General features: G+C 65.1%; 22 protein-coding genes. 11 read left to right on the plus strand and 11 right to left on the minus strand.

Going from position 1 to position 26,260, the window contains the following annotated elements; translation table 11 throughout:
• The first annotated feature begins 3 nt into the window (after positions 1–3).
• Positions 4–663, plus strand: coding sequence for a DsbA family protein (locus ACQ86E_RS17185; protein WP_431201003.1), 660 nt, complete (start codon positions 4–6; stop codon positions 661–663).
• A 97-nt stretch (positions 664–760) separates the two neighbouring features.
• Here the strand turns inward: ACQ86E_RS17185 and ACQ86E_RS17190 are convergent, their stop codons facing one another.
• From ACQ86E_RS17190 to ACQ86E_RS17200, 3 genes are all read right to left on the minus strand, one after another.
• Positions 761–967, minus strand: coding sequence for a hypothetical protein (locus ACQ86E_RS17190; RefSeq protein ID WP_151644728.1), 207 nt, complete (start codon positions 965–967; stop codon positions 761–763).
• 81 nt (positions 968–1,048) lie between these two features.
• The gene (locus ACQ86E_RS17195) at positions 1,049–2,119 is read right to left on the minus strand and encodes a phospholipase (protein WP_431201004.1); all 1,071 of its coding nucleotides are present in this window, start codon (positions 2,117–2,119) and stop codon (positions 1,049–1,051) included.
• A 24-nt stretch (positions 2,120–2,143) separates the two neighbouring features.
• Positions 2,144–3,115 carry a S1C family serine protease gene (locus tag ACQ86E_RS17200; protein WP_431201005.1) on the minus strand — a complete coding sequence of 324 codons (972 nt, stop codon included), beginning with the start codon at positions 3,113–3,115 and terminating at the stop codon, positions 2,144–2,146.
• Positions 3,116–3,407: 292 nt separating this feature from the next.
• Here ACQ86E_RS17200 and ACQ86E_RS17205 point away from each other — a divergent pair, with 292 nt between their 5' ends.
• The 6 genes from ACQ86E_RS17205 to ACQ86E_RS17230 all read left to right on the plus strand — a co-directional run bounded on the left by ACQ86E_RS17205 (position 3,408) and on the right by ACQ86E_RS17230 (position 10,714).
• Positions 3,408–4,826, plus strand: coding sequence for a M20 family metallopeptidase (locus ACQ86E_RS17205; protein WP_431201006.1), 1,419 nt, complete (start codon positions 3,408–3,410; stop codon positions 4,824–4,826).
• Positions 4,827–5,088: 262 nt separating this feature from the next.
• Positions 5,089–6,882 (plus strand): peptide ABC transporter substrate-binding protein, encoded by a 1,794-nt coding sequence (locus ACQ86E_RS17210; protein ID WP_431201007.1) that lies wholly within the window; start codon positions 5,089–5,091, stop codon positions 6,880–6,882.
• Positions 6,883–6,911: 29 nt separating this feature from the next.
• The gene (locus tag ACQ86E_RS17215; protein WP_431201008.1) at positions 6,912–7,871 is read left to right on the plus strand and encodes an ABC transporter permease; all 960 of its coding nucleotides are present in this window, start codon (positions 6,912–6,914) and stop codon (positions 7,869–7,871) included.
• Entirely contained in the window at positions 7,837–8,754 is a 918-nt protein-coding gene (locus tag ACQ86E_RS17220; RefSeq protein WP_431201009.1) for an ABC transporter permease, read from the plus strand. The genes ACQ86E_RS17215 and ACQ86E_RS17220 overlap by 35 nt, the downstream gene beginning before the upstream one ends.
• Positions 8,754–9,749, plus strand: coding sequence for an ABC transporter ATP-binding protein (locus tag ACQ86E_RS17225; protein ID WP_431201010.1), 996 nt, complete (start codon positions 8,754–8,756; stop codon positions 9,747–9,749). The genes ACQ86E_RS17220 and ACQ86E_RS17225 overlap by 1 nt, the downstream gene beginning before the upstream one ends.
• On the plus strand, positions 9,746–10,714 hold the full coding sequence (locus ACQ86E_RS17230; RefSeq protein ID WP_143843103.1) for an ABC transporter ATP-binding protein: 969 nt from the start codon (positions 9,746–9,748) through the stop codon (positions 10,712–10,714). The genes ACQ86E_RS17225 and ACQ86E_RS17230 overlap by 4 nt, the downstream gene beginning before the upstream one ends.
• A gap of 6 nt (positions 10,715–10,720) precedes the next feature.
• Here ACQ86E_RS17230 and ACQ86E_RS17235 read toward each other — a convergent pair whose 3' ends face one another.
• Positions 10,721–11,743: a helix-turn-helix domain-containing protein gene (locus ACQ86E_RS17235; protein ID WP_431201011.1), complete on the minus strand. Its 1,023-nt coding sequence runs from the start codon at positions 11,741–11,743 to the stop codon at positions 10,721–10,723.
• 424 nt (positions 11,744–12,167) lie between these two features.
• Between ACQ86E_RS17235 and ACQ86E_RS17240 the strand changes: the two genes are divergently transcribed.
• Positions 12,168–15,602 carry an autotransporter domain-containing protein gene (locus ACQ86E_RS17240; protein ID WP_431206496.1) on the plus strand — a complete coding sequence of 1,145 codons (3,435 nt, stop codon included), beginning with the start codon at positions 12,168–12,170 and terminating at the stop codon, positions 15,600–15,602.
• Between the two features lie 6 nt (positions 15,603–15,608).
• On the opposite strand, the gene ACQ86E_RS17245 is transcribed toward ACQ86E_RS17240, so the two are convergent.
• Positions 15,609–15,830, minus strand: coding sequence for a dodecin (locus tag ACQ86E_RS17245; RefSeq protein ID WP_431201012.1), 222 nt, complete (start codon positions 15,828–15,830; stop codon positions 15,609–15,611).
• A gap of 182 nt (positions 15,831–16,012) precedes the next feature.
• Here ACQ86E_RS17245 and ACQ86E_RS17250 point away from each other — a divergent pair, with 182 nt between their 5' ends.
• Complete coding sequence (locus tag ACQ86E_RS17250) at positions 16,013–16,894, plus strand: DMT family transporter (RefSeq protein ID WP_431201013.1); 882 nt, start codon at positions 16,013–16,015, stop codon at positions 16,892–16,894.
• Positions 16,895–16,899: 5 nt separating this feature from the next.
• On the opposite strand, the gene ACQ86E_RS17255 is transcribed toward ACQ86E_RS17250, so the two are convergent.
• The 5 genes from ACQ86E_RS17255 to ACQ86E_RS17275 all read right to left on the minus strand — a co-directional run bounded on the left by ACQ86E_RS17255 (position 16,900) and on the right by ACQ86E_RS17275 (position 23,051).
• Positions 16,900–18,174 carry a glycosyltransferase family 87 protein gene (locus tag ACQ86E_RS17255; RefSeq protein WP_431201014.1) on the minus strand — a complete coding sequence of 425 codons (1,275 nt, stop codon included), beginning with the start codon at positions 18,172–18,174 and terminating at the stop codon, positions 16,900–16,902.
• Positions 18,175–18,604: 430 nt separating this feature from the next.
• Complete coding sequence (locus tag ACQ86E_RS17260; protein ID WP_008142962.1) at positions 18,605–19,162, minus strand: HNH endonuclease; 558 nt, start codon at positions 19,160–19,162, stop codon at positions 18,605–18,607.
• Positions 19,163–19,333: 171 nt separating this feature from the next.
• Positions 19,334–20,311 (minus strand): peptidyl-alpha-hydroxyglycine alpha-amidating lyase family protein, encoded by a 978-nt coding sequence (locus ACQ86E_RS17265; RefSeq protein WP_431201015.1) that lies wholly within the window; start codon positions 20,309–20,311, stop codon positions 19,334–19,336.
• Between the two features lie 130 nt (positions 20,312–20,441).
• Positions 20,442–22,217, minus strand: coding sequence for an NAD(P)/FAD-dependent oxidoreductase (locus tag ACQ86E_RS17270; RefSeq protein WP_431201016.1), 1,776 nt, complete (start codon positions 22,215–22,217; stop codon positions 20,442–20,444).
• A 186-nt stretch (positions 22,218–22,403) separates the two neighbouring features.
• On the minus strand, positions 22,404–23,051 hold the full coding sequence (locus ACQ86E_RS17275) for a DNA-3-methyladenine glycosylase family protein (RefSeq protein ID WP_431201017.1): 648 nt from the start codon (positions 23,049–23,051) through the stop codon (positions 22,404–22,406).
• A 120-nt stretch (positions 23,052–23,171) separates the two neighbouring features.
• Here ACQ86E_RS17275 and gluQRS point away from each other — a divergent pair, with 120 nt between their 5' ends.
• Both gluQRS and ACQ86E_RS17285 read left to right on the plus strand, forming a co-directional pair.
• A complete protein-coding gene (gene gluQRS / locus ACQ86E_RS17280; protein WP_431206497.1) occupies positions 23,172–24,074 on the plus strand; it encodes a tRNA glutamyl-Q(34) synthetase GluQRS in 903 nt (300 codons plus the stop codon).
• 71 nt (positions 24,075–24,145) lie between these two features.
• On the plus strand, positions 24,146–25,408 hold the full coding sequence (locus ACQ86E_RS17285; protein ID WP_431201018.1) for an ATP-binding protein: 1,263 nt from the start codon (positions 24,146–24,148) through the stop codon (positions 25,406–25,408).
• Here the strand turns inward: ACQ86E_RS17285 and ACQ86E_RS17290 are convergent.
• Positions 25,335–26,228 (minus strand): YihY/virulence factor BrkB family protein, encoded by an 894-nt coding sequence (locus tag ACQ86E_RS17290; RefSeq protein WP_431201019.1) that lies wholly within the window; start codon positions 26,226–26,228, stop codon positions 25,335–25,337. The two genes, ACQ86E_RS17285 and ACQ86E_RS17290, sit on opposite strands and share 74 nt — an antisense overlap.
• Positions 26,229–26,260: the final 32 nt, after the last annotated feature.

Genomic DNA, 26,260 nt, shown 5'->3' on the forward strand with positions numbered 1-26,260 from the left:
GATATGGCTGGATTCAGGAATAAGGGCCTTGTGCGGACGCGCCGTAGGGCGTTGACGTTGATCGGGGCGGGCGCTCTCGCGGTGGGCAGTATCAGCCTGGCACGTGCGGCCGCCGACGATGACGAAGTGTTGACCGAAGCAAAAGTGCTGCGCGATCCCGGCGTTCCCGTCGCCGGTAATCCCGACGGCAACGTCAGCATTATCGAATGGTCCGACTACAACTGCCCCTATTGCCGCAAGCTCGAGCCGGAGCTGCGCCAGGTCGTCCAGGACGATGGCAAGGTCAGGCTGGTGATGAAGGATTGGCCGATCCTCGGGCCGGTCTCGGTCACGGCGGCGCGGATCGCGCTCGCGGCCAAATTCCAGGACAAGTACCATCAGGCCCACGACGCCATGATGGGCGTCAGCTCGCGTCTGACCGAGCCACGCATCAACGAGCTGCTTGCGGCGGCCGGCGTCGACATGGACCGCCTCAAGCGAGACTTGACCGATCACGCCACGGACATCGATGCCGTCCTCAAGCGCAACAACGAGCAGGCCGAAGCCTTCGGCTTCCGTGGCACACCGGCGTTCATCGTCGGGAAGTACCGCGTGCCGGGCGTGCTCAGCATGAAGGAATTCGAGCAGGTCATCGCAGACGCCCGCAAGGCCAAGATGAACTGAGGCGTACCGCGCCGTTCGCAGTCAAGACAAAGGCGCCGCCGCGGATCCGCGACGGCGCCTTGTTCAGACTTGGTCGATTCAGACTTGGTCGATCGAACTACTTCGACGAGATGCGCACCCAGTCCCTGTGCGCGCGATCGCGCAGCAGATCCCAATCGGCCTTCGCGACATCCCAGTTCACGATGGTGCGATTGGCGGTCGCGACCTCGCCGTTAGCAACGGACGACGTCTGCATGGAGTCATAGACATAAACGCCGCAGCCGAGCAGCAGCGCGCCCAAAATCATTCCCAGAAACATCCGCATGGCTAACCTCCAATGACCGGCGATAACGTCGGCCCGGAGCGATGGTTCCGCGGCAGTGCGGCGCAGGCAAGGACGGCTCGTTCATCCTCCGTTCAGCCATGCCACCAGCTCCGCATTGATCTCGCGCGGATAGGTGTGGCTGAGATCGTCGATCTCGCGATAGACGATTTCGGCGCCGGCGGCCGACAGCGCCGCCTGGGTCTGCCGCGCGGTCTGCACCGGAAACATCCAGTCGAGCTTGCCGTGGGTGATGAAGACAGGCAGGCCCTGCAGTCGCGTCGCGTCGGCCATCTCCGCCATCAGCGGATGGAACGTTGCAGCGACCGGCGCGAGATGCGTGAAGGGCGAGGCGCCGTCGAGCCCGCTGACGTAGCTGAACGTGCCGCCGTCGCTCATGCCGGTCAGCAGCATGCGCGAGGCGTCGATGGTCCAGCGGCTGCGGACGGTTTCGAGAATACGCATGAGATTGGGCGTGTCGGCATCATCGCCCATCAGCGCCCAGGTCGGTCCGGTCGCGGTGGGCGCCACCAGGATCGCGCCGAGACTGCGCGCATCGCGCAGCCAGCTCCAGAGAAACCCGCGGCCGTTGCCGCTGCCGCCATGCAGCGCCATCACCAGGGGCATGGCGCGTTCCGGCGAATAATATTCGGGAACATAGACCGAGAAGCCGCCGCGGCTGCCGGGCTCGTTGTGGTCGTGGAAGATACCGGTGTGCTCGCCTGCGCCGACCTCCAGTCGCGATAACAAGTCCTCATTTTCGCGATTGGCGGCGTTGAGGAAGAAGCTGCTCACGGGCGGAAACTGCTCCGCCAACGGATAGAGTGCCTCCTGCGTGCGTGGCACGTGGCGTAGCGCTCGGAAGACCGCGACGAGATCGCCATTGCCGCGTTCGACCTCGCGGATGCCGCCGAAGGCTGCGAGTGTCTCGTCGCAGGCACGATCGAGCCGCTCGCGCAACGCTGAGAACTGCTCCGGCCAGTCTCCGATCGCAGCCCGTGCCGCTTGCAGCGTCTCGTCCGGCGTGCCGATCGCGTTCATCACGGAGGCGAAGGCCGGGGGATGCAAATGCCGCTGGAAGAAGCCGAGCGCTTCCAGCGCATTGAGGAGCGGCGGCAGCACGGCCACGATGTCGTCGATCACGGCCTCGCTCATCGTAGCTTCCTCACGCGCGTGGGATCAGTGCAGCTTCGGCGCCTTCAGCAGCTTGAAGCGGTCGGTCGACGTCACCGTGACGTCGAAGGTGACGCCTTCATGGTGCACGGTGAGCGGCACGTCGACGCCGGCGGCGCCGAGTCCCCACATCTTTTTGTAGAAGCCGGTCTGGCTCGTGACCTTCTCGCCGTCCACGGCGAGGATGACGTCGCCGGTCTTCAACTCGGCACGCGCCGCGGGGCCGTTGGCGGAGATGCCGATCACAACGACACGATTGTCGATCTCGGTCGAATAGAGTCCGAGCCAGGGCCGCGCCGGCTTGTTGACGCGGCCGAACTTGCGCAAATCGTCGAGAACCGGCTTCAACAGGTCGATCGGCACGACCATGTTGACGTGCTCGGCCTTGCCGTCGCGTTCGCGCTCGAGCTGAAGCGAACCGATGCCGATCAATTCGCCGCGCGCGTTCAGCAGCGCCGTGCCGCCCCAGTTCGGGTGCGCGGGATAGGTGAAGATGGCTTCGTCCAGCAGATACTCCCAGTAGCCGGCGAATTCCTGCTTGGCCACGATCTGGCTTGCGACCGAGCGCGTGCGCCCGCCGGCGCCGCCGACCACGACGCGGTCGCCGAGCCGGGTCTCGGCCGAAGTGCCGAGCGGCAAGGGCTCGACGTCGAGCCGCCCGAGCGCCTGCACGAGGCCGAAGCCGGTGACGGAATCGAAGCCGAGCGCATGTCCTTCGACGACACGCCCGTCGGCCAGATGCAGCCACACCGATTCCGCCTCGGTGATGAGATAGCCGATCGTGAGCACCAGCCCGTCGTCGATCACGACGCCGTTGCCGGCGCGCTCGGTGCCCAGCGTCTCGGCGCTGAAGGCGTCCGGCGGGATGATGGCATGCAGGCCGACGACGGATGCGAGCGCGCGGTCGAGATCGAAGCCGTAGTCGCTCGCACGCGGCTGATTGGCCGGCGGCACTCTCCATTCGGTCAAGGCGGGCATGGAGTTCTCCTGGCTGGGTGCATCGGCTCCGACGTGGCTGGCGGAACGACGCGCGAAGCACGCATAATTTAGGCCGGAGCAGGCCGTCTTGAAAGCCTCGTTCCCCAACTATTCCGGAGAAGGCCGCGTGAAATCTTCGCAAGGTACAGAAGCGGTAGCTGCACAGGACGCAGGCCGGCTGCTCATTCCGGCCCCAGCCGCATGGCTGCTGTCCCGCGATATGCTAGGCGGAGTGCAATGAAGCTGCTACCGATTGTCGCTTCGTTTGACCAAGAGATCACGGACCGAAGCAATGGATAACCGCAGCGACATCTGGCGTGGCGTCGACACGATCAAGGCGCGTTTCATCGATCTCAGCGACAAGGTCTGGGGCATGCCGGAGGTGTGCTACACCGAGGCGCGTTCCGCCGCCGAGCATCTCGCCGAGCTCCGCCACCAGGGTTTCCGCATCACCGAGAACGTTGCCGGCATCCCGACCGCGCTGATCGGAGAATGGGGCGAGGGCGGCCCGGTCATCGCCTTCATGGGTGAATATGACGCGCTGCCGGGCCTCAGCCAGGAGGCCGGCGTCGCCGAGCATCGGCCGACCGAGGCCGGCGGCCACGGCCATGGCTGCGGTCACAATCTGCTTGGTTCCGCCGCGTTGCTGGCCGCGACCGCGGTGAAGGACTGGCTCGCCGAGAACAAGGTGCCCGGCCGCGTGCGCTATTACGGCTGCCCCGCGGAAGAAGGCGGCGCGGCCAAAGCCTTCATGGTGCGCTCAGGAGCATTCGAGGACGCCGACATCGCCATCACCTGGCATCCGCACAGCTTCTGGGAAGTGGCCGTGACGCCGTCGCTTGCGAATACGCGCGCCGATTTCATCTTCACCGGCCGCACCTCGCATGCGGCGGCCTCGCCGCATCTCGGCCGTTCCGCGCTCGATGCGGTCGAGCTGATGAATGTCGGCGTGAACTACATGCGTGAGCACATGCCGAGCGACGCGCGCGTGCATTACGCGCTGCTCGACACCGGCGGTATCGCCCCCAACGTGGTGCAGGCGCACGCGCGCGTGCGCTACTCGATCCGCGCGCGTGATCTGCCGGGCATGAACGAGCTCGTCGGTCGCGTCAGCAAGATCGCGGAGGGGGCTGCGATGATGACCGAGACCAAGGTCGAGATGAAGATCATCTCCGCGGTCTCCAACATCCTGCCGAACACGCCGCTGGAGCAGGCGCTGCACCGGGTCATGGAAGAGCTCGGACCGCCGCATTTCGACGACGCTGACAAGGGATTCGCCAGCCAGATCCGAGCAACGCTCAGCGACAAGGACATCGAGTCCGTCTACTACGCGATCGGGATGGAGCCGACCGATCGGCCGCTGGCCGACTTCCTGGTGCCGCTCGATGCCAAGCGAAACCCGCTGGTCGGCTCGACCGATGTCGGCGATGTCAGTTGGGTGGTGCCGACCGTGCAGGTTCACGCACCCACGGTTGCAATCGGCACGCCCTTCCACACCTGGCAGGTGGTGGCGCAGGGCAAGAGCGGACACGCCCACAAGGCCATGGTGCAGGCCGCCAAGGCGATGGCCGGTATCGGCATCAAGGCGCTGACGGATCCGGAGCTGATCAAGGCCGCGAAGGCAGACCTGAAGAAGCGGACCGCCAGGACGCCTTATGTCTGTCCGCTCCCAGAGCACGTCGAGCCGCCGCTGACCATGTCCGTGGCGTAGAATTCGCCTCGATACTTCGTCTGATGCGACGAACAAATTTTCCGCAGTGCAACGAGGATTCCGGCGCGTTTTGACGCCGGATTGCCGAACGCTTGGGCTGCGGAACATGGTTTTGCCCAACCGGCAGCCAGAAGACCGTTTGCATACACACGGTCCCAGTTGACGTGCACCCTATTCGGTGTGCCATCTACCGCCAGCCAAAACCCGGCGGCCGCCCCGCGGCCGCCTGCATCCAAAAACGGGAACCAGACGGGGGACAACCATGCTGGATAAAGAACTGCGTTCGATGATCGGTGACGTGAAGGACGGGCGGATGAACCGCCGCGCCTTCATCCAGCGCCTGGCCGCCGTTGGCCTCGCCGCGCCCGCGGCCTACCAGCTGCTTGCCTTGGGCGGAGTGGCGATGGCCGAGGGCCCGTCTGTCTACAAGCCGACCAAGCGCGGCGGCGGCGGCGCCTTGAAGCTGCTGTGGTGGCAGGGCCCGACGCTGCTCAATCCGCATTTCGCCACCGGCACCAAGGACCAGGACGGCTCGCGCCTGTTCTACGAGCCGCTCGCCTGCTGGGATCCCGACGGCAACATGAAGCTGGTGCTGGCGGCCGAAATTCCTTCGGTTCAGAACGGCCTGCTCGCCGCCGACGGCACGTCGGTGACCTGGAAGCTGAAGCCTGGCGTGAAATGGCACGACGGCAAGCCGTTTACCGCCGACGATCTCGTGTTCACCTGGCAATATGCCAAGGATCCAGCGACTGCGGCCATTACCATCGGCGTCTATCGCGATATCACGGTTGAGAAGATCGACGACCTCACCGTCAAGATCACCTTCCCGAAGCCGACCCCGTTCTGGGCCGATGCATTCGTTGGGGCCGGCGCCGGCCAGATCCTGCCCAAGCACCAATTCGCCGACTACATCGGGTCGAAGTCCCGCGACGCGCCGGCCAATCTCGCCCCGGTCGGGACCGGTCCGTACAAGTTCGTCGAGTTCAAGCCCGGCGATCTCATCCGCGGCGTGATCAATCCCGACTACCACATGGCGAACCGCCCCTATTTCGATTCCGTCGAGATGAAGGGCGGCGGCGACGCTGTGTCGGCCGCGCGTGCGGTGATCCAGACCGGCGAATATGACTTCGGATGGAACATCCAGGTCGAGGACGACGTGCTGCTGCGCCTGGAGAAGGGCGGCAAGGGCAAGACCGTCTATGCCGTCGGCGGCGACACCGAGTTCATCGCCCTCAACTTCACCGATCCGAACGTCGAGGTTGATGGCGAGCGTTCGTCGATCAAGACCAAGCATCCGCTGTTCTCGGATCCGGTGGTGCGCAAGGCACTGTCGATGCTGGTCGACCGCGAGTCCGTCAAGAAGGCCATTTACGGCCGCGCGGGCCGCACCACCGCGAACTTCCTCAATGGCCCGGAGAAGTTCGTCTCCAAGAACACGAGCTGGGAATTCAACATCGAAAAGGCTGCCAAGATGCTCGACGATGCCGGCTGGAAGCCCGGCGCCGACGGCATCCGGGAGAAGGACGGCAAGAAGCTTAAGATCGTGTACCAGACTTCGATCAACGGCCCGCGCCAGAAGACCCAGGCGATCGTCAAACAGGCCTGTCAGAAGGCCGGAATCGAGGTCGAACTGAAGTCGGTGGTCGCCTCGGTATTCTTCTCGTCGGACGTCGCCAACCCCGATACCTATCCCAAGTTCTATGCCGACATCGAGATGTTCCAGATTCCGCTGAGCCAGCCGGATCCCTCCCAGCATATGCGCCGCTATCTCTCGACCGCGGTGGCGACCAAGGAGAACAAGTGGCAAGGCACCAACTTCCCGCGCTGGGTCAACAAGGATTATGACGCCGCGATCAACGCGGCCGACTCGGAGATGGATCCGGTCAAGCGCGCGGCGCTCTATATCAAGGCCAACGATCTGATGTGGCAGGACACGGTGTTCATCCCAGTGATGCATCGTCTGAAAGTGGAGGCTGCCGCCAACAATCTGCGTCCGGTGATCTCGGGCTGGGCCAACGAAACCGACAATCTCTTCGACTGGTACCGCGAGGAATGATCACGCACGCCTAGGCGGGATCCTTCCCTATGTACCAGTACATCCTGCGTCGACTGATGATCGCGATTCCGAGCTTGCTCGGAATCTCGGTCGTCCTGTTTGTCGTGCTCGCACTCGCGCCCGGCGATCCGTTCTCGGAGCTGGCGACCAACCCGAACGTGCCGCCCGAAGTGCAGGCGGCGCTCCGGGCCAAGTTCGGCCTCGACGATCCGATCTACCTGCGTTACGTGCACTGGCTCAACGCCATGCTGCATGGCGACTGGGGGTTCTCCTTTGTCAGCCGGATGAATGTCGACACGCTGATCCTCCAGCGCCTGCCGGCGACGCTCTACGTGATCGGCTCGGCGCAGATTCTGGCCCTTCTGATCGCGATTCCCGTCGGGGTCTATGCGGCGACAAAACCCTATTCGCTGTTCGACCAGGTCGCGAACACGCTCGCCTTCGTCGGCTTTTCGCTGCCGACCTTTTTCACGGGCATCCTGTTCATCCTGATCTTCTCGGTCACGCTCGACTGGCTGCCTTTCGTCTATACGACCGACATCAAGGGCACCGGCATCCATTGGGTGCTCGAGATGATCCGGCAGGCAATCATGCCGGTGGCGGTGCTGGGCCTGTTCCAGGCCGCGTCGATGACGCGCTTCGTGCGCTCGGCGATGCTCGACGTGATCCGGCTCGACTACGTCACGACGGCACGCGCCAAGGGCCTCGGGCAGGCCAAGGTCATCGTCAAGCACGTGATGCGCAATGCCATGATCCCTGTGGTGACGCTGATTGCGCTGCAGATGCCCGCGGTGTTCGGCGGCGCCATCGTCACCGAGCAGATCTTCCGCATCCCCGGCATCGGCTCGCTGCTGATCACCTCCATCCTGTCCAACGACACGCCGGTGGTGATGGCGGTAACTTTCGTCTTCGCGTGCCTGGTGGTCCTCTTCAATCTCATCGCGGACGTCCTGTATGGCTGGCTTGACCCTCGCATCTCCCTCCGCTGAGCGGCGCACCTACTCGCCCTGGCGCGAGACGTGGCGGCGTTACAGCCGCCACAAGCTCGCGGTCGTCAGTGCTTTCCTGCTTCTCGTCCTCATCCTGGCCGTCGTGGTCGGGCCCTTCATCTGGCGCGTCAAGATCGACGACATCGATATCGTGGCGGGCATGCAGGGGCCGTCGCTCGCGCATCCTTTCGGAACCGACGATCTCGGCCAGGACATTCTGGCGCGCATGATCTATGGCGGGCGGATCTCGCTCGCGGTCGGGCTCGCCGCGATGCTGGTCTCGGTCATCATCGGTGTACTGGTCGGATCGCTCGCCGGAATGTCGCGCGGCGCGCTCGGCCACGGCCTGATGTGGCTGACCGATCTCTTCCTGTCGCTGCCGCAACTGCCGCTACTGCTGCTGCTGATTTACCTTTTCCGCGATGGGCTGAAGCAGGCATTTGGCCCTGAAGGCGGCATCTTCATCCTGATCGTACTCGTGATCGGCGGCTTGCGCTGGATGCCGGTCGCGCGGCTCGTGCGCGCGCAGTTCCTGTCGATCCGCGAGAAGGAGTTCGTCGAGGCCGCCCGCGCGCTCGGTGCGAGCCCGGTGCGACAGGTGGTGAAGCACATCCTGCCCAACGCGCTCGGTCCTGTCATCATCGCCGGCACCATCGACGTCGCCGCCGCCATCATCGCGGAATCGACGCTGTCGTTCCTCGGTCTCGGCTTCCCGCCGGACACGCCGACCTGGGGCCGCCTGCTCTATGATGCCAAGGACTTCCTCGACATCGGCCCGCACTGGGCACTGTTTCCAGGCGGCGCGATCTTCATCGCGGTGGTGGCCATCAATTTCATCGGCGACGGCCTGCGTGACGCGCTCGATGCGCGACGGGTGATCTGATGGCGCCCCTGCTCGAAATCAAAGGGCTGAAAACCCACTTCTCCACCGACGACGGCATCCTGCAGGCCGTCGACGGCGTCGACATCTCCATCAACCGCGGCGAGACCCTCTGCGTCGTCGGCGAGTCCGGTTGCGGCAAGACCGTGACGGCGATGTCGATCCTGAAGCTGATCGCGATGCCGCCGGGCCGCATCGCGGCCGGCCAGATCATCTTCGAGGGCCGCGATCTCGTGCCGCTGACGAGCAACCAACTCGACGAGATCAGGGCCAAGGAGATTGGATTCATCTTCCAGGAACCGATGACCTCGCTCAATCCGGTGCTTACCATCGGCGAACAGATCGCCGAGAGCCTGCGCCGCCACGAGAACGTCACCAGAAAGCAGGCGCTCGAGCGTACCATCGAGATGCTCAAGCTGGTGCAGATCCCCAACGCCGAAGGCCGGGTTCACAACTATCCGCACCAGTTCTCCGGCGGCATGCGCCAGCGCGTGATGATCGCGATGGCGCTCGCCTGCAAGCCGAAGCTGATCATCGCCGACGAGCCCACCACGGCGCTCGACGTCACCATCCAGGCGCAGATCCTCGACCTGTTACAGGACATGAAGGAACGCTTCGGCATGGCGGTGATGCTGATCACCCATGCCATGGGCGTCGTCGCCGAGACCGCGCAGCGCGTCGTCGTGATGTATGCCGGCAAGGTGGTGGAGGAGGCGGATGTCGACGACCTTTTCGGCCATCCCGGCCATCCGTATACGCAGGGCCTGATCCGCTCGATCCCGCGCATCGATCTCGACAGCGAGCACAAGACGCGCCTGGAGGCGATCGGCGGCTCGGTGCCGATCCTGATCAATCCGCCGGTCGGCTGCCGCTTCGCCCCGCGCTGCAAGTTTGCCATGGACGTCTGCACCGAGAGGGAGCCGTTGCTGCGCGAGATCTCGCCCGGCCACCGCATGGCCTGCCACCTCGGCGATACGCAGTTGGGAGGCACGGCATGACCGAGCCCTTGCTCCGCGTCAGCGGCCTGAAGAAATATTTCCCCGTGCTCGGCGGCCTGTTGTCGCGCCAGGTCGGCAGTGTCTATGCGGTCGACGGGGTCTCGTTCTCGGTCAACCGCGGCGAGACGCTCGGCCTTGTCGGCGAATCCGGCTGCGGCAAATCAACGACGGGACGTTGCGTGCTGCGCCTGATCGAGCCGACCGACGGCGAAGTCACCTTCGACGGTCAGGACGTGCGCCAGCTCAGCGGCAACGACCTGCGGGCGATGCGGCGGAACATGCAGCTCGTGTTCCAGGATCCGTTCGCCTCGCTCAATCCGCGCATGACGGTCGGCGCGATCCTCGGCGAAGCGCTCATCATTCACAATCTCGGCGCCAACGCCAGGGAGCGCGAGGAGCGCGTTGCGAGCCTGCTGGTCAAGGTCGGGCTCAAGGCCGAGCACATGCGCCGCTATCCGCACGAATTCTCCGGCGGCCAGCGCCAGCGCATCGTGATCGCGCGCGCGCTTGCGGTGGAGCCGAAGCTGATCGTCTGCGACGAGCCGGTGTCCGCGCTCGACGTCTCGATCCAGGCGCAGGTCATCAACCTGCTGGAAGATCTCCAGGCCGAGCTGAACCTCACCTATCTCTTCGTCGCGCACGACCTCTCTGTGGTCGAGCACATCTCCGACCGGGTCGCGGTGATGTATCTCGGCCGCATCGTCGAGCTGGCGAAGGCGAGCGATCTCTACCGCAATCCCCAGCATCCCTACACCAGAGCGCTGTTGTCGGCGGTGCCGGTGCCGGATCCCAAGCTCAAGCGCGAACGCATCCGCCTCAAGGGCGACGTGCCGAGCCCGATGAAGCCGCCGTCAGGCTGCCACTTCCACACCCGCTGCCCGATCGCCCAGCCGCGCTGCTCGGAGAGCGCGCCGGAGCTGAGAGAGGGCGCTGGCGGGCATTTCGTGGCGTGTCATCTCGCCTGACGTCCGTTATCGTGGTTGCGACGTGCGGCGGCGGGCCAGCTGATGCAGCACGGTGTCGACGGCCGGGACCGCGCCGGTTTCGCGGAGCCAATTGTCGGCCAACTCGCGGAGTTCGCCCGGGGTCAGCCCGAACTTGCGGCGGAATGAGCGGATAAAGGTCGAATCGCTGCTGAAGCGCATGCCGATGGCGAGGTCGATCAGCCGCATGTCGTGTGCTGATGGCGCAATCAGCTCGCGGAAGGCAAGGTTGAGCCGCTGCTCGCGCACGTAATGCGCAAGCCCGCCATCGGCCTCGAACAGCCGGTAGAGGGTCGCGCGCGAGATCCGGAAGTGTCGGCACAGCTCGCCCGCGGTGAGCGCGTCGGTCTGAAGATTGTCCGCGATGCGGCGCTTGATCATCGCAAGATAAAGATGCCGCTCAGCTCGCTCGACGCCCGCCAAGATGTCGGCCGTCCCGCCAGCGGCTGCGGCCACGAGGTCGGCGATCGCCTCGACCGTCGCCTCGACGTCGCCGGCCTCGGGACCCGGTGGCAGGCCAAGCGCAGCAAAATGGCTGGCGATCAGGCGGGCATGCGGGTGGTCCGACGGCAGCAGGGTTGCCGTGGCCGAGTCTGGATGCGCGAGCCGCGGCGCCAGCATGGCGCGTTGCAGGATGATCGCTATCAGGCGGGTGCGGCCGCCGGCGGCGCGCAGCACCGTCCGGTTCGGTTGGGCCATGTCGAGCAGGCAGATGTCACCGGGCCGCGCCGTCACGTCGCGACGACCGGAGCTGAAACGCATCTCTCCGGCGACGCAGAGCGTGATGTGATAGTGATCGAGGCCGCCGCGGGCGATATGCGCGGGGGTTCGGTCGTATTCCAGGTCGGTGACGGCGGTCTCGACCAGTAAAGCGTTGCCGGCCATCATCGTGGTCGTGGTGGTGTGGAAATCGCCTGCCGCGGTGTGAGGGATGACATCGCAGATGTCGGCCGTCATGACTTGTAACTGCGCAAGCGCACGCGCCCCGCGTTCGGGGTCGTCCGCCACCATGCTTTCGCTTAACGCCGTCCCGTCCACATCACCCCACGATGCAGCCGCACCGCTTCAACCCGACGTTTCAGAACCGGCGGTGCACCAGCATCTTCCCGGGATGTAATCGTTTGGAAATCGGTGCGCAAGCGAGTTCGCGAGATGCAGCGGACTTCGCGCGAACGCGGTGCCGATGTGCCATGCGCGCATCAGTGTTCGCCGAAATCAAAGGCTGAGACAGCGGGCACATCGCACAGTTGGCCGGTCTGCTAACGAGCATCTCGAAATCCCGGCCTTACCGCGGGAACGCTTGCGGCAAGGTTCGCGTCCGAGGCACGTCATGACAATCAGATTGCGTCCGCCGCTCGTCTCCTTGATTGGACCGACGAAGTCCCGGCTTGCCGCCCGGCGGCGGGAGGTCCTCGCCGGCATCGCCGTCACGGCAATGACGCTCGGCCTGCCCGGTGCGGCGCGCGCTGCAACGTTGGTGGTGACCTCCACGGCCGACAGCGGCGCCGGCAGCCTGCGGACGGCCATCACCAGCGCCACGAGCGGCGACACCATCCTGTTTCAGGTCAGCGGTACCATCACGCTCCTGAGCGAACTGCCGGTCATCACCAAGAACATCACCATCGACGGCAACGGTAACAACCCCACCATCAGCGGCGCAGGGACGTACCGGCCGTTCTTCATCGGCGATGCCGGCACCACCGGATCAACTTATGCGGCGACGCTGAAGAACCTGACCATCGCCGACGCGGTGGCGCAGGGCGGCGCCGGTCTGGGCTCAGGCGCCGGTGCCGGCCTCGGCGGCGCGGTCTTCGTCTCCAGCAACGGCGCGTTGACCCTGTCGAACGTGATCGTCTCAAATGCGCAGGCCAAGGGCGGCAGCGTCGTAGACAACACCGGACAGGTAAGTGGCGGCGGTGGGATGGGCGGCAAGTCGGCTCCTTACACTCCGACGGGAGGCGGCGGATTGTTCGTCGGCTCGGACGATGACGGCTCGGGTAAGGGCGGCGGTCCGAGCGGCGGGGTGCATAACGGCGGTACCGGTCCTCATACCGGCGGAGCCGGTGGTTTTGCCAGCGGTGGCGGCGGTGGTTCGTCCGGCGATAGCACTGCGGTTGGCGGCAGGGGCGGGTTTGGCGGCGGCGGTGGAGGCGCCAATGCGCAAGGAGCAACAACGGGCGGTTCGGGCGGCTACGGCGGCGGCGGCGGCTCGGCTTGGGGCTCGTCCACCTCGGCCGGCGGAGCCGGTGGTTTCGGCGGTGGGGGCGGCGGCGCGAAGACCAATGCCGGCAGCGGAGGTTTCGGGGCCGGCAGCGGCGCCGCCGGATCATTGGCCGGCTACAATTCCGGCGGCGGCGGGCTCGGTGCCGGCGGCGCCATCTTCGTGCAGAGCGGCGGTACCGTGACCGTTCAGGGCGATCTCTCGCAGACCGCGGGCAGCGTCTCGGGCGGCTCCGGCTATAATGGCGGTGGCAATGGATCGGCCTTCGGGTCGGGCATCTTCTTCCAGGGTACCAGTGGCAGCGCGACCACGCTTGGCTTCGGCGCCGGCAACCAGACGATCGCCGACACCATCGCCGACTATATCGGCTCCGGCGGCACCAATCCCGACGGCGGCAGCAATGCCGCCGACCAGGGCGGCAGCGTCGCGATCACCAAGAGCGATGGTGGCACGCTGACATTGTCGGCCGCCAACACCTATAGCGGCGGCACCACCATCAACGAGGGCGCGACGCTGGTCGTCGGCAATGGCGGCGCACTTGGCAGCGGCACCTTGATGCTCAACGGCGGCACCACGGGCGTGACCGTGACCTTCGACGGCAGCTTCAGCGTCGGCAACGACATCGTTGCGACCGGTGATCCGACTTACAATGTCCAGACGGGCGATACGGTCAATCTGACGGGCGTGTTGTCCGGCACGGGCTACGTCGTCGTCAACGCCCAGAGCGGCTATGCTGGAACGCTCGTCCTCTCCGGCGCCAACACCTATAGCGGCGGCACCATCGTTTCCGGCGGCACCTTGCTTCTCTCCGGCGCGGGGACGCTCGGCGCCGCGATCGGCACGACCACGGTGTCCGGCGGCACGCTCGATCTCAGCGGCACGACGCAGGTCCAGGCAACAGTGAACCTCGCCGGCGGCGCGATCCGGAACGGTAGCCTCGACGCGCCGATCACGTCGAGCGGCGGTGTCGTCAACGGCATCGGCGGCACCGCGAGCCTGACGACGACGGGTGGGACTACGGTCGTGATGGGGAGCAATACCTACAGCGGCGGTACGACTGTCAACGGCGGCGTGTTGATGGGCGATGGCTCGCTCGGCCCAATTGCCGTCCATGCCAGCGGCACATTCGCGCCGGGCAACGGCACGCCCGGCAGCGCGATGGCGGTGAACGGCAGCCTCGCCTTTCAGTCGGGCGCGATCTATCTCGTCCAGCTCGACCCGTCGACGGCGTCCTATGCGAGTGTCACCGGCGCAGCGCAGCTCGGCGGCGCGACGGTGACGGCGAATTTCGCCGCCGGTAGTTACGTTGCGAAGCGTTACATGATTCTGACCGCGAGCGGCGGCGTCAGCGGCACCTTCAGTACGACCATCGTCAACACCAGCCTGCCGTCCAATTTCCACAGTAGCCTGAGCTACGACACCAATGATGTCTATCTCGACCTGACTTTGAATTTCGGGATTCCGTCCGGCCTCAACGGCAACCAGCAGCGCGTCGGCGACGCGCTGACCAATGTCTTCAACGCCAATGGCGGCATCGCCGCGGTCTACGCCACGCTGACGGCGGGCGGGCTGACGCAGGCCTCCGGCGAGTCCGCAACAGGCTCGCAGCAGACGACGTTCAACGCGATGAGCCAGTTCATGGGACTGCTCACTGATCCCGCCGCGCAGCGTGACGGCGGGCCGGGTTCGGCCAGTGGCGCTGCCGGATTCGTCGAGGAGGATCAGGCCAGCGCCTACGCCGTACGCAAACACGCCGACGCATTCTCGATGATGGCAAAAGCCCGGCCGCAGACCTTTGCGCAACGCTGGAGCGTGTGGGCCGCGGGCTTCGGCGGGTCGCAGTCGACCGACGGCAACGCGGTGATCGGCTCGAATGGAGCGACCAGCCGCATCGCCGGCACCGTGATCGGAGCCGACTATCTGCTCTCTCCGCACACGTTGCTCGGCTTCGCGCTTGCCGGTGGCGGCACCAGCTTCGGCGTGAACGGCCTCGGGTCGGGCCGTTCCGACCTGTTCCAGGCCGCCGCCTATCTGCGACACACGAGCGGGCCGGCTTATCTGTCGGCGGCGCTGGCCTATGGCTGGCAGGACATCACGACCGATCGCACTGTGACGATTGCAGGCGCCGATCGCCTGCGCGCCGAGTTCGACGCCAATGCGTATTCCGGCCGTCTTGAGGGCGGCTATCGCCATGTCGGGCCATGGATCGGCGGGATCGGCGTCACGCCTTACGGCGCGGTACAGTTCACGACGTTGGATCTGCCCGCCTATGCCGAGCAGGCCGTTGCCGGATCCGCCGCCTTCTCCTTGAGCTACGCCGCGAGGAACGTCACGGACACCCGTGGCGAGCTCGGCTTGCGTACCGATAAATCCTTCGCCATGAAGGCTGGCGTGCTGACATTGCGTGGCCGCCTTGCGTGGGCGCATGATTTCAATCCGGACCGTTCGATTGCAGCGACCTTCCAGGCGCTGCCTGGCGCAAGCTTCGTCGTCAACGGCGCCGCGCAGGCCCGCGATTCCGGACTCACCACGGCTTCCGCTGCCATGAGCTGGGTGAACGGCTGGTCCGCGGCGGCAACGTTTGAGGGTGAATTCTCGGACGTCACCCGCAGCTACGCAGGCAAGGGCAGCGTTCGCTACGCCTGGTAAGCCGCCTCACTCGTCCAGCGTAAAGCCGACGCGCAGGGTCACCTGATAATGGCGGACCGTGCCGTTCTCGATGTGACCACGCGTCTGCGTCACCTCGAACCATTTCATTTCGCGAATGGTCCTGGCGGCACGGCTTATCGCGTTCTTGATCGCATCCTCGATCGAGGTCTCGGACGATCCGACCAGCTCCAGGATCTTGTAGACGTGATCTTTCTCGGCTGTGGGCATGGCATATCTCCCCTCGTGCTGTAGCGAGCCCCAGAAATGTCTCCGGCAGGATAATCCGTGTCCGTGAGACGCCGGGGCCCCCACTCTGAACGGACGCCGGCGCATCGGGTTCCGTCCTCCGCGATGCCCCGCATGCGCTGGCCGAGGTGGAGTGGCCAGCATCCGCCTGCTAAGCGCTATCCATGGATTCGGTGCGGCATGACAGGACGATCGGCTCTCTCTGCCTCGGTGTAACGGCGTTCGGCTGGGCGCTGAACTGGCCGCTGATGAAGCTGTTGCTCCAGCAATGGCCGCCCCTGTTCGCGCGAGGGGTTGCGGGTGTCTGCGCCGCGCTCATTCTCGGTGCTCTGGTGCTCAGCCGGAAAGAATCGTTCGCCGTTCCGCGCGAAGCCATCCCACGGCTGGTGTTCGCGACCTTCACCAACGTCTTGGCCTGGATGGGGCTCGGCACGGTCGCGATGAAATATGTGACGGTGAGCGAGGGCGCTCTGCTCGCCTATACCATGCCGATCTGGGCAATGCTGTTTGCCTGGCCGGTGCTGCATACGCGGCCGACCCCGCGGGATATCTTCGGGCTCGTCTTCGGCGTCGCCGGCGTCACGCTGCTCCTGAGCGGCAACGGCTTCGCGTTCGGCACGGACAAGCTGGTCGGGATTGCGCTCGCGCTGCTCTGTGCCATCCTGTTCGCACTCGGCAATGTGCTCAACCGCAAGCCGCTGCCGATGCCGCCGCTGGTCGTGGTCGCCTGGCAGGTCGGGCTCGGCTGCGCCACCATGCTGATCCTCGGCATTCTGTTCGAGCATCCCGATGTCACCGCTATCACCCCGCTGGGACTCGGCTGCTTGGTCTATATGACGCTGGTGCCGATGGGTGTCTGCTACGTCACCTGGTTCGAGACGCTGCGTCGCCTGCCGCCGACCTCGGCCTCGACCGGCATGCTGATCGTCCCCGTAATCGGTGTGGTCTCCGCCGCGATCATTCTGGGCGAGCCGCTTGGTTGGCGTGAATGGGCGGCGATGGTGCTCACGCTCGGCGGTGTGACGCTGGCCTTGCAGCGGACTTAGAGACGCTATTCCGCGGCTTGCGCGGACTCTGGCAGAACGGGTGCCGGTCGCATCCCGCGCCACAGCAGCCTCAGAAGCACCATCAGCAACGCCAACATTGCGAAGCCTCCGACGGCGGGGGCGAACTTGTCGTCCATTGCAGTGAGGCTGGCCTCATTGTCGAACTGCGCCGCCAGCCGCGCCGACTGCAGCATGCCGTAGGCGCCGGCAAGCAGGATCAACCCGTATATCAGGCTACGCTCGCGCGCTTTTGCGAGCTGTGCAAGATTGGGAAGCAGCAACGCGAGTCCAATCCCGATCATCGGCAGGTCGTAGTCGTAGGCGTAGGGACTGATCATCACCGAGACCATGGCGGTGACGCCGAGCGCGAATGCGGGCGACATCTCTCGCGCCGTGCCGAGCCGGATCGCCAGCACGACCGCAAACAGGGCGAAGCACGCGACGGTAGCCTGGGCCCAGAAGGCAACGTTCGGGGGAGCGCCGGCCCGGTCAAAAGTTGCGTAAGCAGAGACCATGCGGAACAGCGGGTAAAAGCCATGCTCCAGAAAGATGGCCGATTCCCTGATCGCGCCAAGCCACGCGGTCCAGATCTGCCACCCGAACACCAGCGTGCAGAGAAACGAACTGGCCAGCACGACGGTCGCTGCGGTTGCGAGCGCCACCCAGCGGCGCGTCGCCAACATATAGACGCCTGCGGCAATGGCCAGGTGCGGCTTGATTACCATTGCGCCCAATGCCAGGCCGGCAACGATTTGGCGTCGCTCGACATTGAGGCAGACGATGCCGATCATGGCGCCCGTGAGAAAGCCATTCTGTCCGCAACCGACCGTGATTGCGAGCGCGGGAAACATGACGACCAGGACATGTGCGAAATTTCTGCCGGCTATGGCCCGAAGCGTCAGGAGATAGACGGCCAGCGTTACGGTTATGAACAGCAGATAAGCGATGCCGGCCGGTACGAGCGCGAACGGGGCCACCAACAGGTCGAATTGTGGCGGGTAGGTCCAGGGCATGAAACTGGTCGCCCCGTTGTAAGCCTCTTGCAGCTTGACCAGCGTCTCGAAGCGGTAGACGAGATCGAGCTGACCGTGCCAGACCTGCAGCGCGACGATGTAGAAGGCGTCGAAATCGGACAGTTCGCGGACTTGCCAGGCGCCCCAGCGACCAAACCTGAACGTCTTGAACAGCACCATCACCGCGATCACCGCCAGCACGAAGCGGACATAGATCTTTTGCTTCGACGGCGAGGACTGAACCGCTTCTAGCGTCTCGGCAAACATCAGCGACGACCTCGCTTGGACTAGATCAATCGGCGGTTAGGCGGATAGCTCCGCGAATCCGGCCAAATTGCCATCGGAGCATTAAGGGACGGTAACGAAATCGGCCGGATGGCGCCTCCGGGGTGGAGTGAAGGCGTGAGGATCGGAAGCGCGCTATGGAGCGGCGACGGTTCCAACTTCAAGCGCAAGACCAGCGCCCATGGGGAGCAGCAGATTTATGTCGATCCGCGCTATCCCGGGGCGCGCCGCGACGCCGCTTGGGCCCGCCCCGTTCAGCATCAAGGACGTTCAAAAACGAGTACATCTGGGGGATTGTCACCACGCAGGGCGTGAGCGTCGCCTATCGAGATCGACCGGATTTCGGTATCAGATCGATATGGAGAGGGTGATAGAGATCTCCCAGCACAGCTGCGGCCATGCGCGCCAATTGCTACGGATCCAGTTCCGTGTCCCAGTAGAGATAATCCAGCCAGCTGTCGTGCAGATAGTTTGGCGGGAACAGGCGGCCGTTGCGGTGGAGCTGGTGCACGGTCGGCGCGAATGCGCTCTGGCGTGGAAACATCTTGGCTTGCGCCGGGGTCAGATTGCCCTTGCGCAGATTGCATGGCGAGCACGCCGCGACGACGTTCTCCCAGGTGGTCTGGCCGCCCTTGCTGCGCGGGATGATGTGATCGAAGGTGAGGTCTTCGGGCGAGCCGCAATATTGGCAGGCGAAACGATCGCGCAGGAAGACGTTGAACCGGGTGAAGGCCGGATGGGTGGTCGGCTTGACGAAGGATTTGAGCGAGACGACGCTCGGCAGCTGCATTTGCAGCGTGGGGCTGTGAACCGCCTGATCGTAATGCGCGACGATGTTGACGCGGTCGAGGAACACCGCCTTGATCGCGTCCTGCCACGACCACAGAGACAGTGGGTAGTAACTCAGCGGCCGGAAGTCCGCGTTCAGGACCAGCACCGGCCAACTGCCTTGCGAGACATGTGCGTTCAAGTAACGCTCCCGGCCTCCAACATACGCTGCGAAGCAGCATGTGCTGACATACTACATGCAGCGTGACGGGATTGTGAAGCCCGTTGAGCGACTTATTCAGGCGCATGCAATGCGGCGGCGGGGTGGCGAAACGCTCAAAAACGCCGCGATTTGGGGGCCGCTCAGGCCGGCCTACTCCCGTACCCGCTCCAATTTCTGCAAGCACCGCGTCGAACGGACGACTGCCGGCATCTCCTCGTCCGGAAAGCTTGCTTTCCAGTTGGTCACGCCAACTTCGCCGACATAGATGTCGCCCTTCGAATCCAAGGCGAGGCCGTGCGGCGCCAGGAATTTGCCGCTCGCAACGCCCGGGCCGTCTTCGCCGCCGAGTCGCGCGATGCGTTTGCCTTGCGCATCGACGATTGATAGTCGCGGGCCGAGATTGGGCACATTGCGATTAATGTCGAGGCCGGGGCCGAGCTCGCCGATGACGAAGGTCGGGCTCCCGGCCCCGCCACAGCAGCACAGCGCGCAGGGCCGGTGCAGATTGTTCCACTGCGTCTCGTATCTGCCCTCGCCGTCGAACACCTGCACGCGATGGTTCTCGCGGTCGGCGACATAGACCCAGCCGTCGGAATCGGTGGCGATGTTGTGCACGATGTTGAACTGGCCGGGATCGGTGCCCGGCTCGCCCCAACTCCTGATCAGCTTGCCGTCCGGCGTGTATTTGTGCACGCGTGCATTGCCATAGCCGTCGGAGACGTAGATCTCGCCCTTCGGCGACAGCGCGGTGTGGGTGCAGCGGTGGAACGGCTCGCCGCTCATGAACGGCGCCGGCTTCTTGGGGATGCCGATCGTCAACAGCACCTTGCCGTCGGTGGTGCATTTGCGCACGGTGTGGTCGCCGTCATCGGTGCAATAGAGATTGTCGTCAGCGTCGATATGAAGTCCATGCGCGCGCGAGAACAGGCCTTCGCCGAAGCTGCGCAGAAAATTGCCGTCGCAGTCGAGCACCACCATCGGATGGGCGCCGCGGTTGAAGACGTAGACCTGATCCTTGCTGTCGACAGCGACGGAGGCGACGTCGGTCAGCGTCCAGCCGTCCGGCAGCTTCGCAAAATTTTCGACCACGCGGTAGCGGTGCTCGCCGGTGCCGAGAATGGCTGGCATCTGTAATCCCTTCTGTTCGTGGTGGCCCGCAATTGTCTCCACATTGTCATTGCGAGCGCAGCGAGGCAATCCAGGCTGCCTCTGCTGAGAGATTCTGGATTGCTTCGCTACGCTCGCGATGACGAAGGGCTCAAGCCGTGCTCACCTCACGCCCCAAAATCCCTTCCTCAATCGCCTTGATCTGGAGCGCAAGGTATTTCGAGTTGATCCGGCACTGAGCGAGGCTGCCGGCGATGAACCACAGGCCGGGCTGTGCGGTGCGCACATACATGTTGCGCAGCTCCAGACCGTCGCCGAAGCCCCAGACCGGACCGACGCGATCGGCCACGCCGTCGCCGAACAGCTTTCGCACCAGATATTCCTGCGGCTTGTAGCCGGTGGAGAGCACGATGAGATCGGCTGCAACGGTGGTGCCGTCCTTCATCTGCGCACCGCCGGCCGTGAAGCCCTCAATGTCGGAAAACTGCGTCAGCCTGATCTTGCCTTCGACAATCAGGTTGGAGCAGCCGACGTTGAAATAATAGCCGCCGCCGCGGGTAAGGTATTTGAACTGCCAGCCGGTGCCGGCCTCGCCGAAGTCGAGCTTGAAGCCGACACGGGACAGGCCCTCGAGCAGATCCTTGTCGAGCTCCTTCGACTGCTCCGTCAGCATCACATGCGTTTTCTTCGCGAGCGGCGTCGGCATCGAGGTCGCGATCAGATCGTTGTCCTCGAGCGTGCCTTCGTTGTAGGTCGCATAGGCGAGCTGCGCCGACGGCTCGATATTGGTGACCAGGGTCGGTGAACGCTGGACCAGCGTCACCTCGGCGCCGCTGGAATAGAGGTCCTGCGCGATGTCGTGGCCGCTGTTACCGGTGCCAATGACGATGGCGCGCTTGCCCTGCCAGTTCTCGCCATCTTCGTAACGGCTCGAATGCAGCAGCGTGCCCTTGAAATTGTCGAGGGTCGGAATGTCAGGCACGTTCGCGATGCCGCTGACGCCGGTCCCCATCACCACATGGCGCGGATGCATGATGCGCTTGCTGCCGTCGGCGCGCCGCAGCGTGATCGTCCAGCGGCCCCTGGCCTCGTCATAGGCGCCGCCCTCGAATTCGGTGCCGGTCCAGAAGTTCAGCTCCATGGCGTCGACATAGGCTTCGAACCAGTTGGCGAGCTTGTCCTTGGGGATATAGGTCGGCCAGTTCGGCGGGAACGGCATGTAGGGCATGTGATTGACCTGCACCTGGTTGTGCAGGGTGAGCGCGTGGTAGCGCTTGCGCCAATTGTCGCCGATCCGTGCCTCGCGATCGACGATCAGCGTGTCGACTTTCAGCTGCTTCAGCCGTGCCGCGATGGCAAGCCCGGCCTGGCCGCCGCCAACCACGAGCACGGTGGGATCGTGATCGGCATAGTCGCGTGAGGCGTTGCGCAGATCGAGCCAATTCGGACCGCGGAAGTCGCGCGAATAGGCCTGACCGCGCGGCCGCGATGTGCCGAGCTGTTCCTCGAAACCCCTGAGCTCGTCGAGCGCGGTGAGGAGCGTCCACGCTTTCAGCCGGTCGCCGTCGGCAAGATCGGGCACGAGCCGCACGATGCCGCTGCCGCGCCCCGTCGCGGTTTCGAAGTCAAAGATGGCCTCGATGGTATTGGTGCCCGCGCGCGTCACCCAGCGTGGTGGTGCGCGGTTGGGGGCGATCTTGAAGCTGGTTGGCGCTGCCTTTGGTGCGAATATGGTCAGCGCTTGTGCGACCTCCTCGCGGCCGGCAAGCGTCTGCAGGTTCCAGCTGAGCGCCAGCACATCGCGCCAGAAGCATTCGGCCACGAACAGGCGGTCGAGCGCGGCTCGATCGGGCCTGCCAAGCGTGCGCTCGAACTCGTCGAGCCAGGCTTGCGCGGAAATGGCAATATCCTTGGTCTTGTCCAGCATGCGCGACCTCGTGCCGTCTTCGCGGCGTTTCCTCTCGAGCACGATCCGGAAAAGTGGCAGCTGTTTTCCGAAGAGATCATGCTCATATTATATGGAATCGAACGCTATACCGGTTCTCCGGTCGCCAAAAGCGCTTTACCCGAGCAGCAAGAGCATGTGGCCCTGCTCAGGCGGAATACGGTCGCGTCAGGCCGACAGCACGCCTTCGCGCTTCTTCACCGCGCGATAGTAGCTCCACCACAGATGCGCAGCCGCGCCGCGCAGGGGGCGCCAGGGTTCGGCCAGCGGCGCCATCTGCTTTTCCGTCGGCCGCGCCTGCAGGCCGAGGCCAATCCTGATTCCTTCCTGCACGGCGAGATCGCCGGCCGGCCAGGCGTCGCCATGGCCGAGACAAAACAGCAGATAGACGTCGGCGGTCCACGGCCCGATGCCGGGCAGCGCGATCAGCGTGTGATGTGCCGCGTCGGCGTCTTCCTCGGCGAGCACGTCGAGGTTCAGCCGCTCCGCGGTGATTTCCCGCGCGAGATGCTTGAGCGTCTTGATCTTGGCGGCGGAAAGGCCGAGCCGCCCCAGCCGGTCGGTGCGGGCGCGGCGCACCGCGTCATGGTCGAACGGATTGAAGGCTGTGGACAGCCGTCCCCAGATCGCCGCGGCGCTGGCCGTGGAGAGCTGCTGCCCGCAGACGATGTGGGCAAGCCCGGCGAACCCCGGCTCGCGCCGCCGTAGCGCCGGCATGCCCGCGATCTCAAGCACCGGCTTCAGGCGCGGATCGCGCTTGACCAGCGCGTGGACAGCCTCTTCGAGATCGGACTGGGTTTCGAGGTGGGTCGTCATCGTGGCTCACTCGTCATGCGCGCTTGACCCGCGCAGCCATCTCCTATCGTAACAGAGGCGAGCGGAAGCGACGCCGTCCTTCTGACGCTATGCCCGGCAATGATGCGTACCATGAAAGCGATGCCACCCGTTTTCCGATTTGCCCCCAGCCCCAACGGCCACCTGCATCTCGGCCATGCTTATTCGGCGCTGCTGAACTTCGATCGCGCGCGCGAGACCGGCGGGCTGCTGCTGCTGCGGATCGAGGACATCGACGTTACGCGCTGCCGGCCGGAGTTCGAGACGGCGATCTACGAGGATCTCGCCTGGCTGGGGATGGTCTGGGAAACGCCGGTGCGGCGGCAGTCGGAGCATCTTGCGGACTATCGCGCCGCACTCGAAAAACTTTCCGTTCTCGGCCTTGTTTATCCCGCCTTCGAAAGCCGCGCCGAGATCGCAAGGCTGGTGGCCGCGCGCGAGGCCGACGGGCCGTGGCCGCGCGATCCCGACGGCGCGCCGCTTTATCCCGGCGCCGCCCAATCGCTGCCGGCTGATGAACAGTCGAGGTTGATCGGAAGTGGCGCGCCTTATGCGCTGCGGCTCGACATGACGGCCGCCTGCCGCCGCGTCGCCAGCCTGACCTGGAATGAGCTGGGCGAGGGGCCCGATGGCGAGCGCGGCATCGTCCCCGCGCGCCCCGAGGCCTGGGGGGACGTGATCCTGGCCCGCAAGGAGACGCCGACCAGCTACCATCTGTCCGTGGTCGTCGACGACGCCCTCCAGGGGATCAGCGAGGTGGTGCGGGGGCAGGACCTGTTTCACGCCACGTCCGTGCACCGTCTGCTGCAAGCCCTGCTCGGCCTGCCGAAGCCCGCGTACCGCCACCACACCCTGATTCGGGATGGCGAGGGACGGAAGCTGTCGAAATCGAGCCTCTCGACCGGCCTGCGGGAGTTGCGCAAAGCCGGCGCATCGCCGGCCAGTATCCGCCGGTTGGTGGGATTAAACCAAGTTTCTCTGGGGGTTAGCAAAACGCCGCCGTGACTCCGGGGGTTCCGCCGTGCCATGCTTGCCTGACGGCCCGGGGTTCGAAGGGGATACTTCGAAGGGGAGTTATGGCGGCGAAATCGCGCGCAGCGCGCACTACGCGGACGTCCAGGCGAGTGGTTCGGAAACGGTCCGTGCCAGCCGCGAAGGTGCGCAAGCCTAGCCGTAAAGGGGCGGCGCCTGACGTGATCCAGGCAGCGCTTGCCGCCTTTGCCCATGAGGTCCGCACCCCGCTGACCGGAATTCTGGCGATCAGCGATCTGCTCGCAACCTCCGATCTCGGCGAGCGGGAACGGCGCTGGGCCGACACCATCAAGGCCGGTGCCGAGCATCTGGCGAGCCTCGCCACCCTGTTCGTCGATGCCGCCAGAACCGGCAAGGGAAAGGGCGGCGGCACGCTGCGGCAGGATTTGTTCGACCTGCGAACGCTGGCTCGCAGCGCGGGCGATTCGCTCGCCGGCCGCGCTGCGGCCAAGGGCCTGCAGGCCCAGGTCGATATCTCCGAAAAGCTGCCAGGGCTGGTGGTCGGCGATTCCGTCCGGCTGCGCGCCGCGCTGGAGAACCTGATCGACAATGCCGTGAAGTTCACCGAGCATGGCGCCGTGGCGCTCGCGGTCGCGCCGTGGCGTCCTGCCAAAGCCAGGGGCAGGACGAAAGCCAGGGTGGGGGTTGCCTTCTCGGTCTCCGACAGCGGCATCGGAGTGACTATGGCCGAGATCAAGCGGCTGTTCCGCCCGTTCACCCAGGCCAATGTCACTATCGCCTCGCGCTTCGGCGGCGCCGGCCTCGGGCTGTCCTCTGTAAAGCAACTGGCGCGCGCCATGGGCGGCGACATCTCGGTCGCGCCGCGGCGCGGCGGCGGCGCCACCTTCACGTTGACGGTCGCTCTGGATGCGACGGGATCGGGCAAGTCCCGCAAGTCGAAGGAGGAGGCCGACGTTGACGCAATGGAAGCGCTGCGCGTGCTCAGCGTCGAGGACAATCCGTTCGGCCGCGTCGTGCTCAATACCATCCTGACCGAGCTCGGCCATCATGCCGAGTTCGTCGGGCGCGGCGAGGACGCGGTGAACCGGCTCACGCAGGGCGCGTTCGACGCCGTGCTGATGGACATGGTGCTGCCGGGCATCGACGGGGTCGAGGCGATCAGGCGGATTCGCACCATGGCGCCGCCGCTGGCTCAGATCCCGATCATCGGCGTGTCCGGCCGTGGCGAGGACGAGGCGGCCTCGCGCCAGGCCGGCGCCGACGCCTTCCTGGTCAAGCCTGTGTCTCCGAGGGCTTTAGCGACTGCGCTGCTTGAAGCGAGACGCCGTGAGGAAGCCGCGATTTGATGATCGCGGCGTTGAGCTCGCCGCCGTAAACGAAGATCGCGGCGATGAAATACAGAAACACCAGCGCGATGATCACCGAGGCGAGCCCCGCATACATCGTCACGTAGTTGTTGGCGAAGCGCGCCAGATATTGTCCGAACACGATGCCCGAGATCAGCGAAGCCACGATGGTGAAGACGATGCCGGGCAGGATCTGGAGGAGGCCGCGCCGTCCGGCCGGCAGCCAGGCATGCAGGATCAGCAGCGCCACCACCAGCGCGCCGACGGTGATGCCGTAGCGCAGCCAGGTCAGGATGCTCTCGTTGGATTCGACGAACAGCGGAATGTAACGCCGCGCCGCCTCGATGAAGAGCGGTCCGAGCACGATCAGGAACGCCATGGCAAGCGCGGTGAAGGCCGCGACCAGCGTGTAGCCGATCGATTCCAGCCGCAGCCAATACCAGCGCCGCATCTCCACTACGGCATAGGCCCGGTTGAGCGCGACCCGCAGTGCCTCGACGCCGTTCGAGGCGAAATAGACCGATAGCAGAGCGCCGATCGTCAACGCGCCGCTGCGGGTGGTGGTCAGCACGTCGTGGATTTCGCCGGAGAGCGAGTCCGCGACCTGCGCAGGCCAGACCTGGAGCATCAGCCCCGCAGCCTGGTCCGCGAGCTCCTTCGACCCGAACACACCCGCGAGCGAGGTCAGCACGATCAGGAACGGGAACAACGCCATCAGCGAAGACAGCGCAATGTGGCTCGCGATCGCCCAGCCGTCGTCGGCCAGGAACGTGTAGAACGCGTCCATCACGACCAGATAGATGTAGCGCATTGCCTTCACAGCGTCCCCCGGCCTTCGTCCCGCAGGCGGGG

The organism is Bradyrhizobium betae, from assembly GCF_050632175.1.
Classification (GTDB): Bacteria; Pseudomonadota; Alphaproteobacteria; order Rhizobiales; family Xanthobacteraceae; genus Bradyrhizobium; species Bradyrhizobium betae_B.

Coding starts and splice junctions, on each gene's coding strand:
- ACQ86E_RS17185 (WP_431201003.1), top strand. CDS start 4: ATGGCTGGATTCAGGAATAAGGGCCTTGTGCGGACGCGCCGTAGGGCG.
- ACQ86E_RS17190 (WP_151644728.1), bottom strand. CDS start 967: ATGCGGATGTTTCTGGGAATGATTTTGGGCGCGCTGCTGCTCGGCTGC.
- ACQ86E_RS17195 (WP_431201004.1), bottom strand. CDS start 2,119: ATGAGCGAGGCCGTGATCGACGACATCGTGGCCGTGCTGCCGCCGCTC.
- ACQ86E_RS17200 (WP_431201005.1), bottom strand. CDS start 3,115: ATGCCCGCCTTGACCGAATGGAGAGTGCCGCCGGCCAATCAGCCGCGT.
- ACQ86E_RS17205 (WP_431201006.1), top strand. CDS start 3,408: ATGGATAACCGCAGCGACATCTGGCGTGGCGTCGACACGATCAAGGCG.
- ACQ86E_RS17210 (WP_431201007.1), top strand. CDS start 5,089: ATGCTGGATAAAGAACTGCGTTCGATGATCGGTGACGTGAAGGACGGG.
- ACQ86E_RS17215 (WP_431201008.1), top strand. CDS start 6,912: ATGTACCAGTACATCCTGCGTCGACTGATGATCGCGATTCCGAGCTTG.
- ACQ86E_RS17220 (WP_431201009.1), top strand. CDS start 7,837: ATGGCTGGCTTGACCCTCGCATCTCCCTCCGCTGAGCGGCGCACCTAC.
- ACQ86E_RS17225 (WP_431201010.1), top strand. CDS start 8,754: ATGGCGCCCCTGCTCGAAATCAAAGGGCTGAAAACCCACTTCTCCACC.
- ACQ86E_RS17230 (WP_143843103.1), top strand. CDS start 9,746: ATGACCGAGCCCTTGCTCCGCGTCAGCGGCCTGAAGAAATATTTCCCC.
- ACQ86E_RS17235 (WP_431201011.1), bottom strand. CDS start 11,743: ATGGTGGCGGACGACCCCGAACGCGGGGCGCGTGCGCTTGCGCAGTTA.
- ACQ86E_RS17240 (WP_431206496.1), top strand. CDS start 12,168: ATGACGCTCGGCCTGCCCGGTGCGGCGCGCGCTGCAACGTTGGTGGTG.
- ACQ86E_RS17245 (WP_431201012.1), bottom strand. CDS start 15,830: ATGCCCACAGCCGAGAAAGATCACGTCTACAAGATCCTGGAGCTGGTC.
- ACQ86E_RS17250 (WP_431201013.1), top strand. CDS start 16,013: ATGGATTCGGTGCGGCATGACAGGACGATCGGCTCTCTCTGCCTCGGT.
- ACQ86E_RS17255 (WP_431201014.1), bottom strand. CDS start 18,174: ATGTTTGCCGAGACGCTAGAAGCGGTTCAGTCCTCGCCGTCGAAGCAA.
- ACQ86E_RS17265 (WP_431201015.1), bottom strand. CDS start 20,311: ATGCCAGCCATTCTCGGCACCGGCGAGCACCGCTACCGCGTGGTCGAA.
- ACQ86E_RS17270 (WP_431201016.1), bottom strand. CDS start 22,217: ATGCTGGACAAGACCAAGGATATTGCCATTTCCGCGCAAGCCTGGCTC.
- ACQ86E_RS17275 (WP_431201017.1), bottom strand. CDS start 23,051: ATGACGACCCACCTCGAAACCCAGTCCGATCTCGAAGAGGCTGTCCAC.
- gluQRS (WP_431206497.1), top strand. CDS start 23,172: ATGCCACCCGTTTTCCGATTTGCCCCCAGCCCCAACGGCCACCTGCAT.
- ACQ86E_RS17285 (WP_431201018.1), top strand. CDS start 24,146: ATGGCGGCGAAATCGCGCGCAGCGCGCACTACGCGGACGTCCAGGCGA.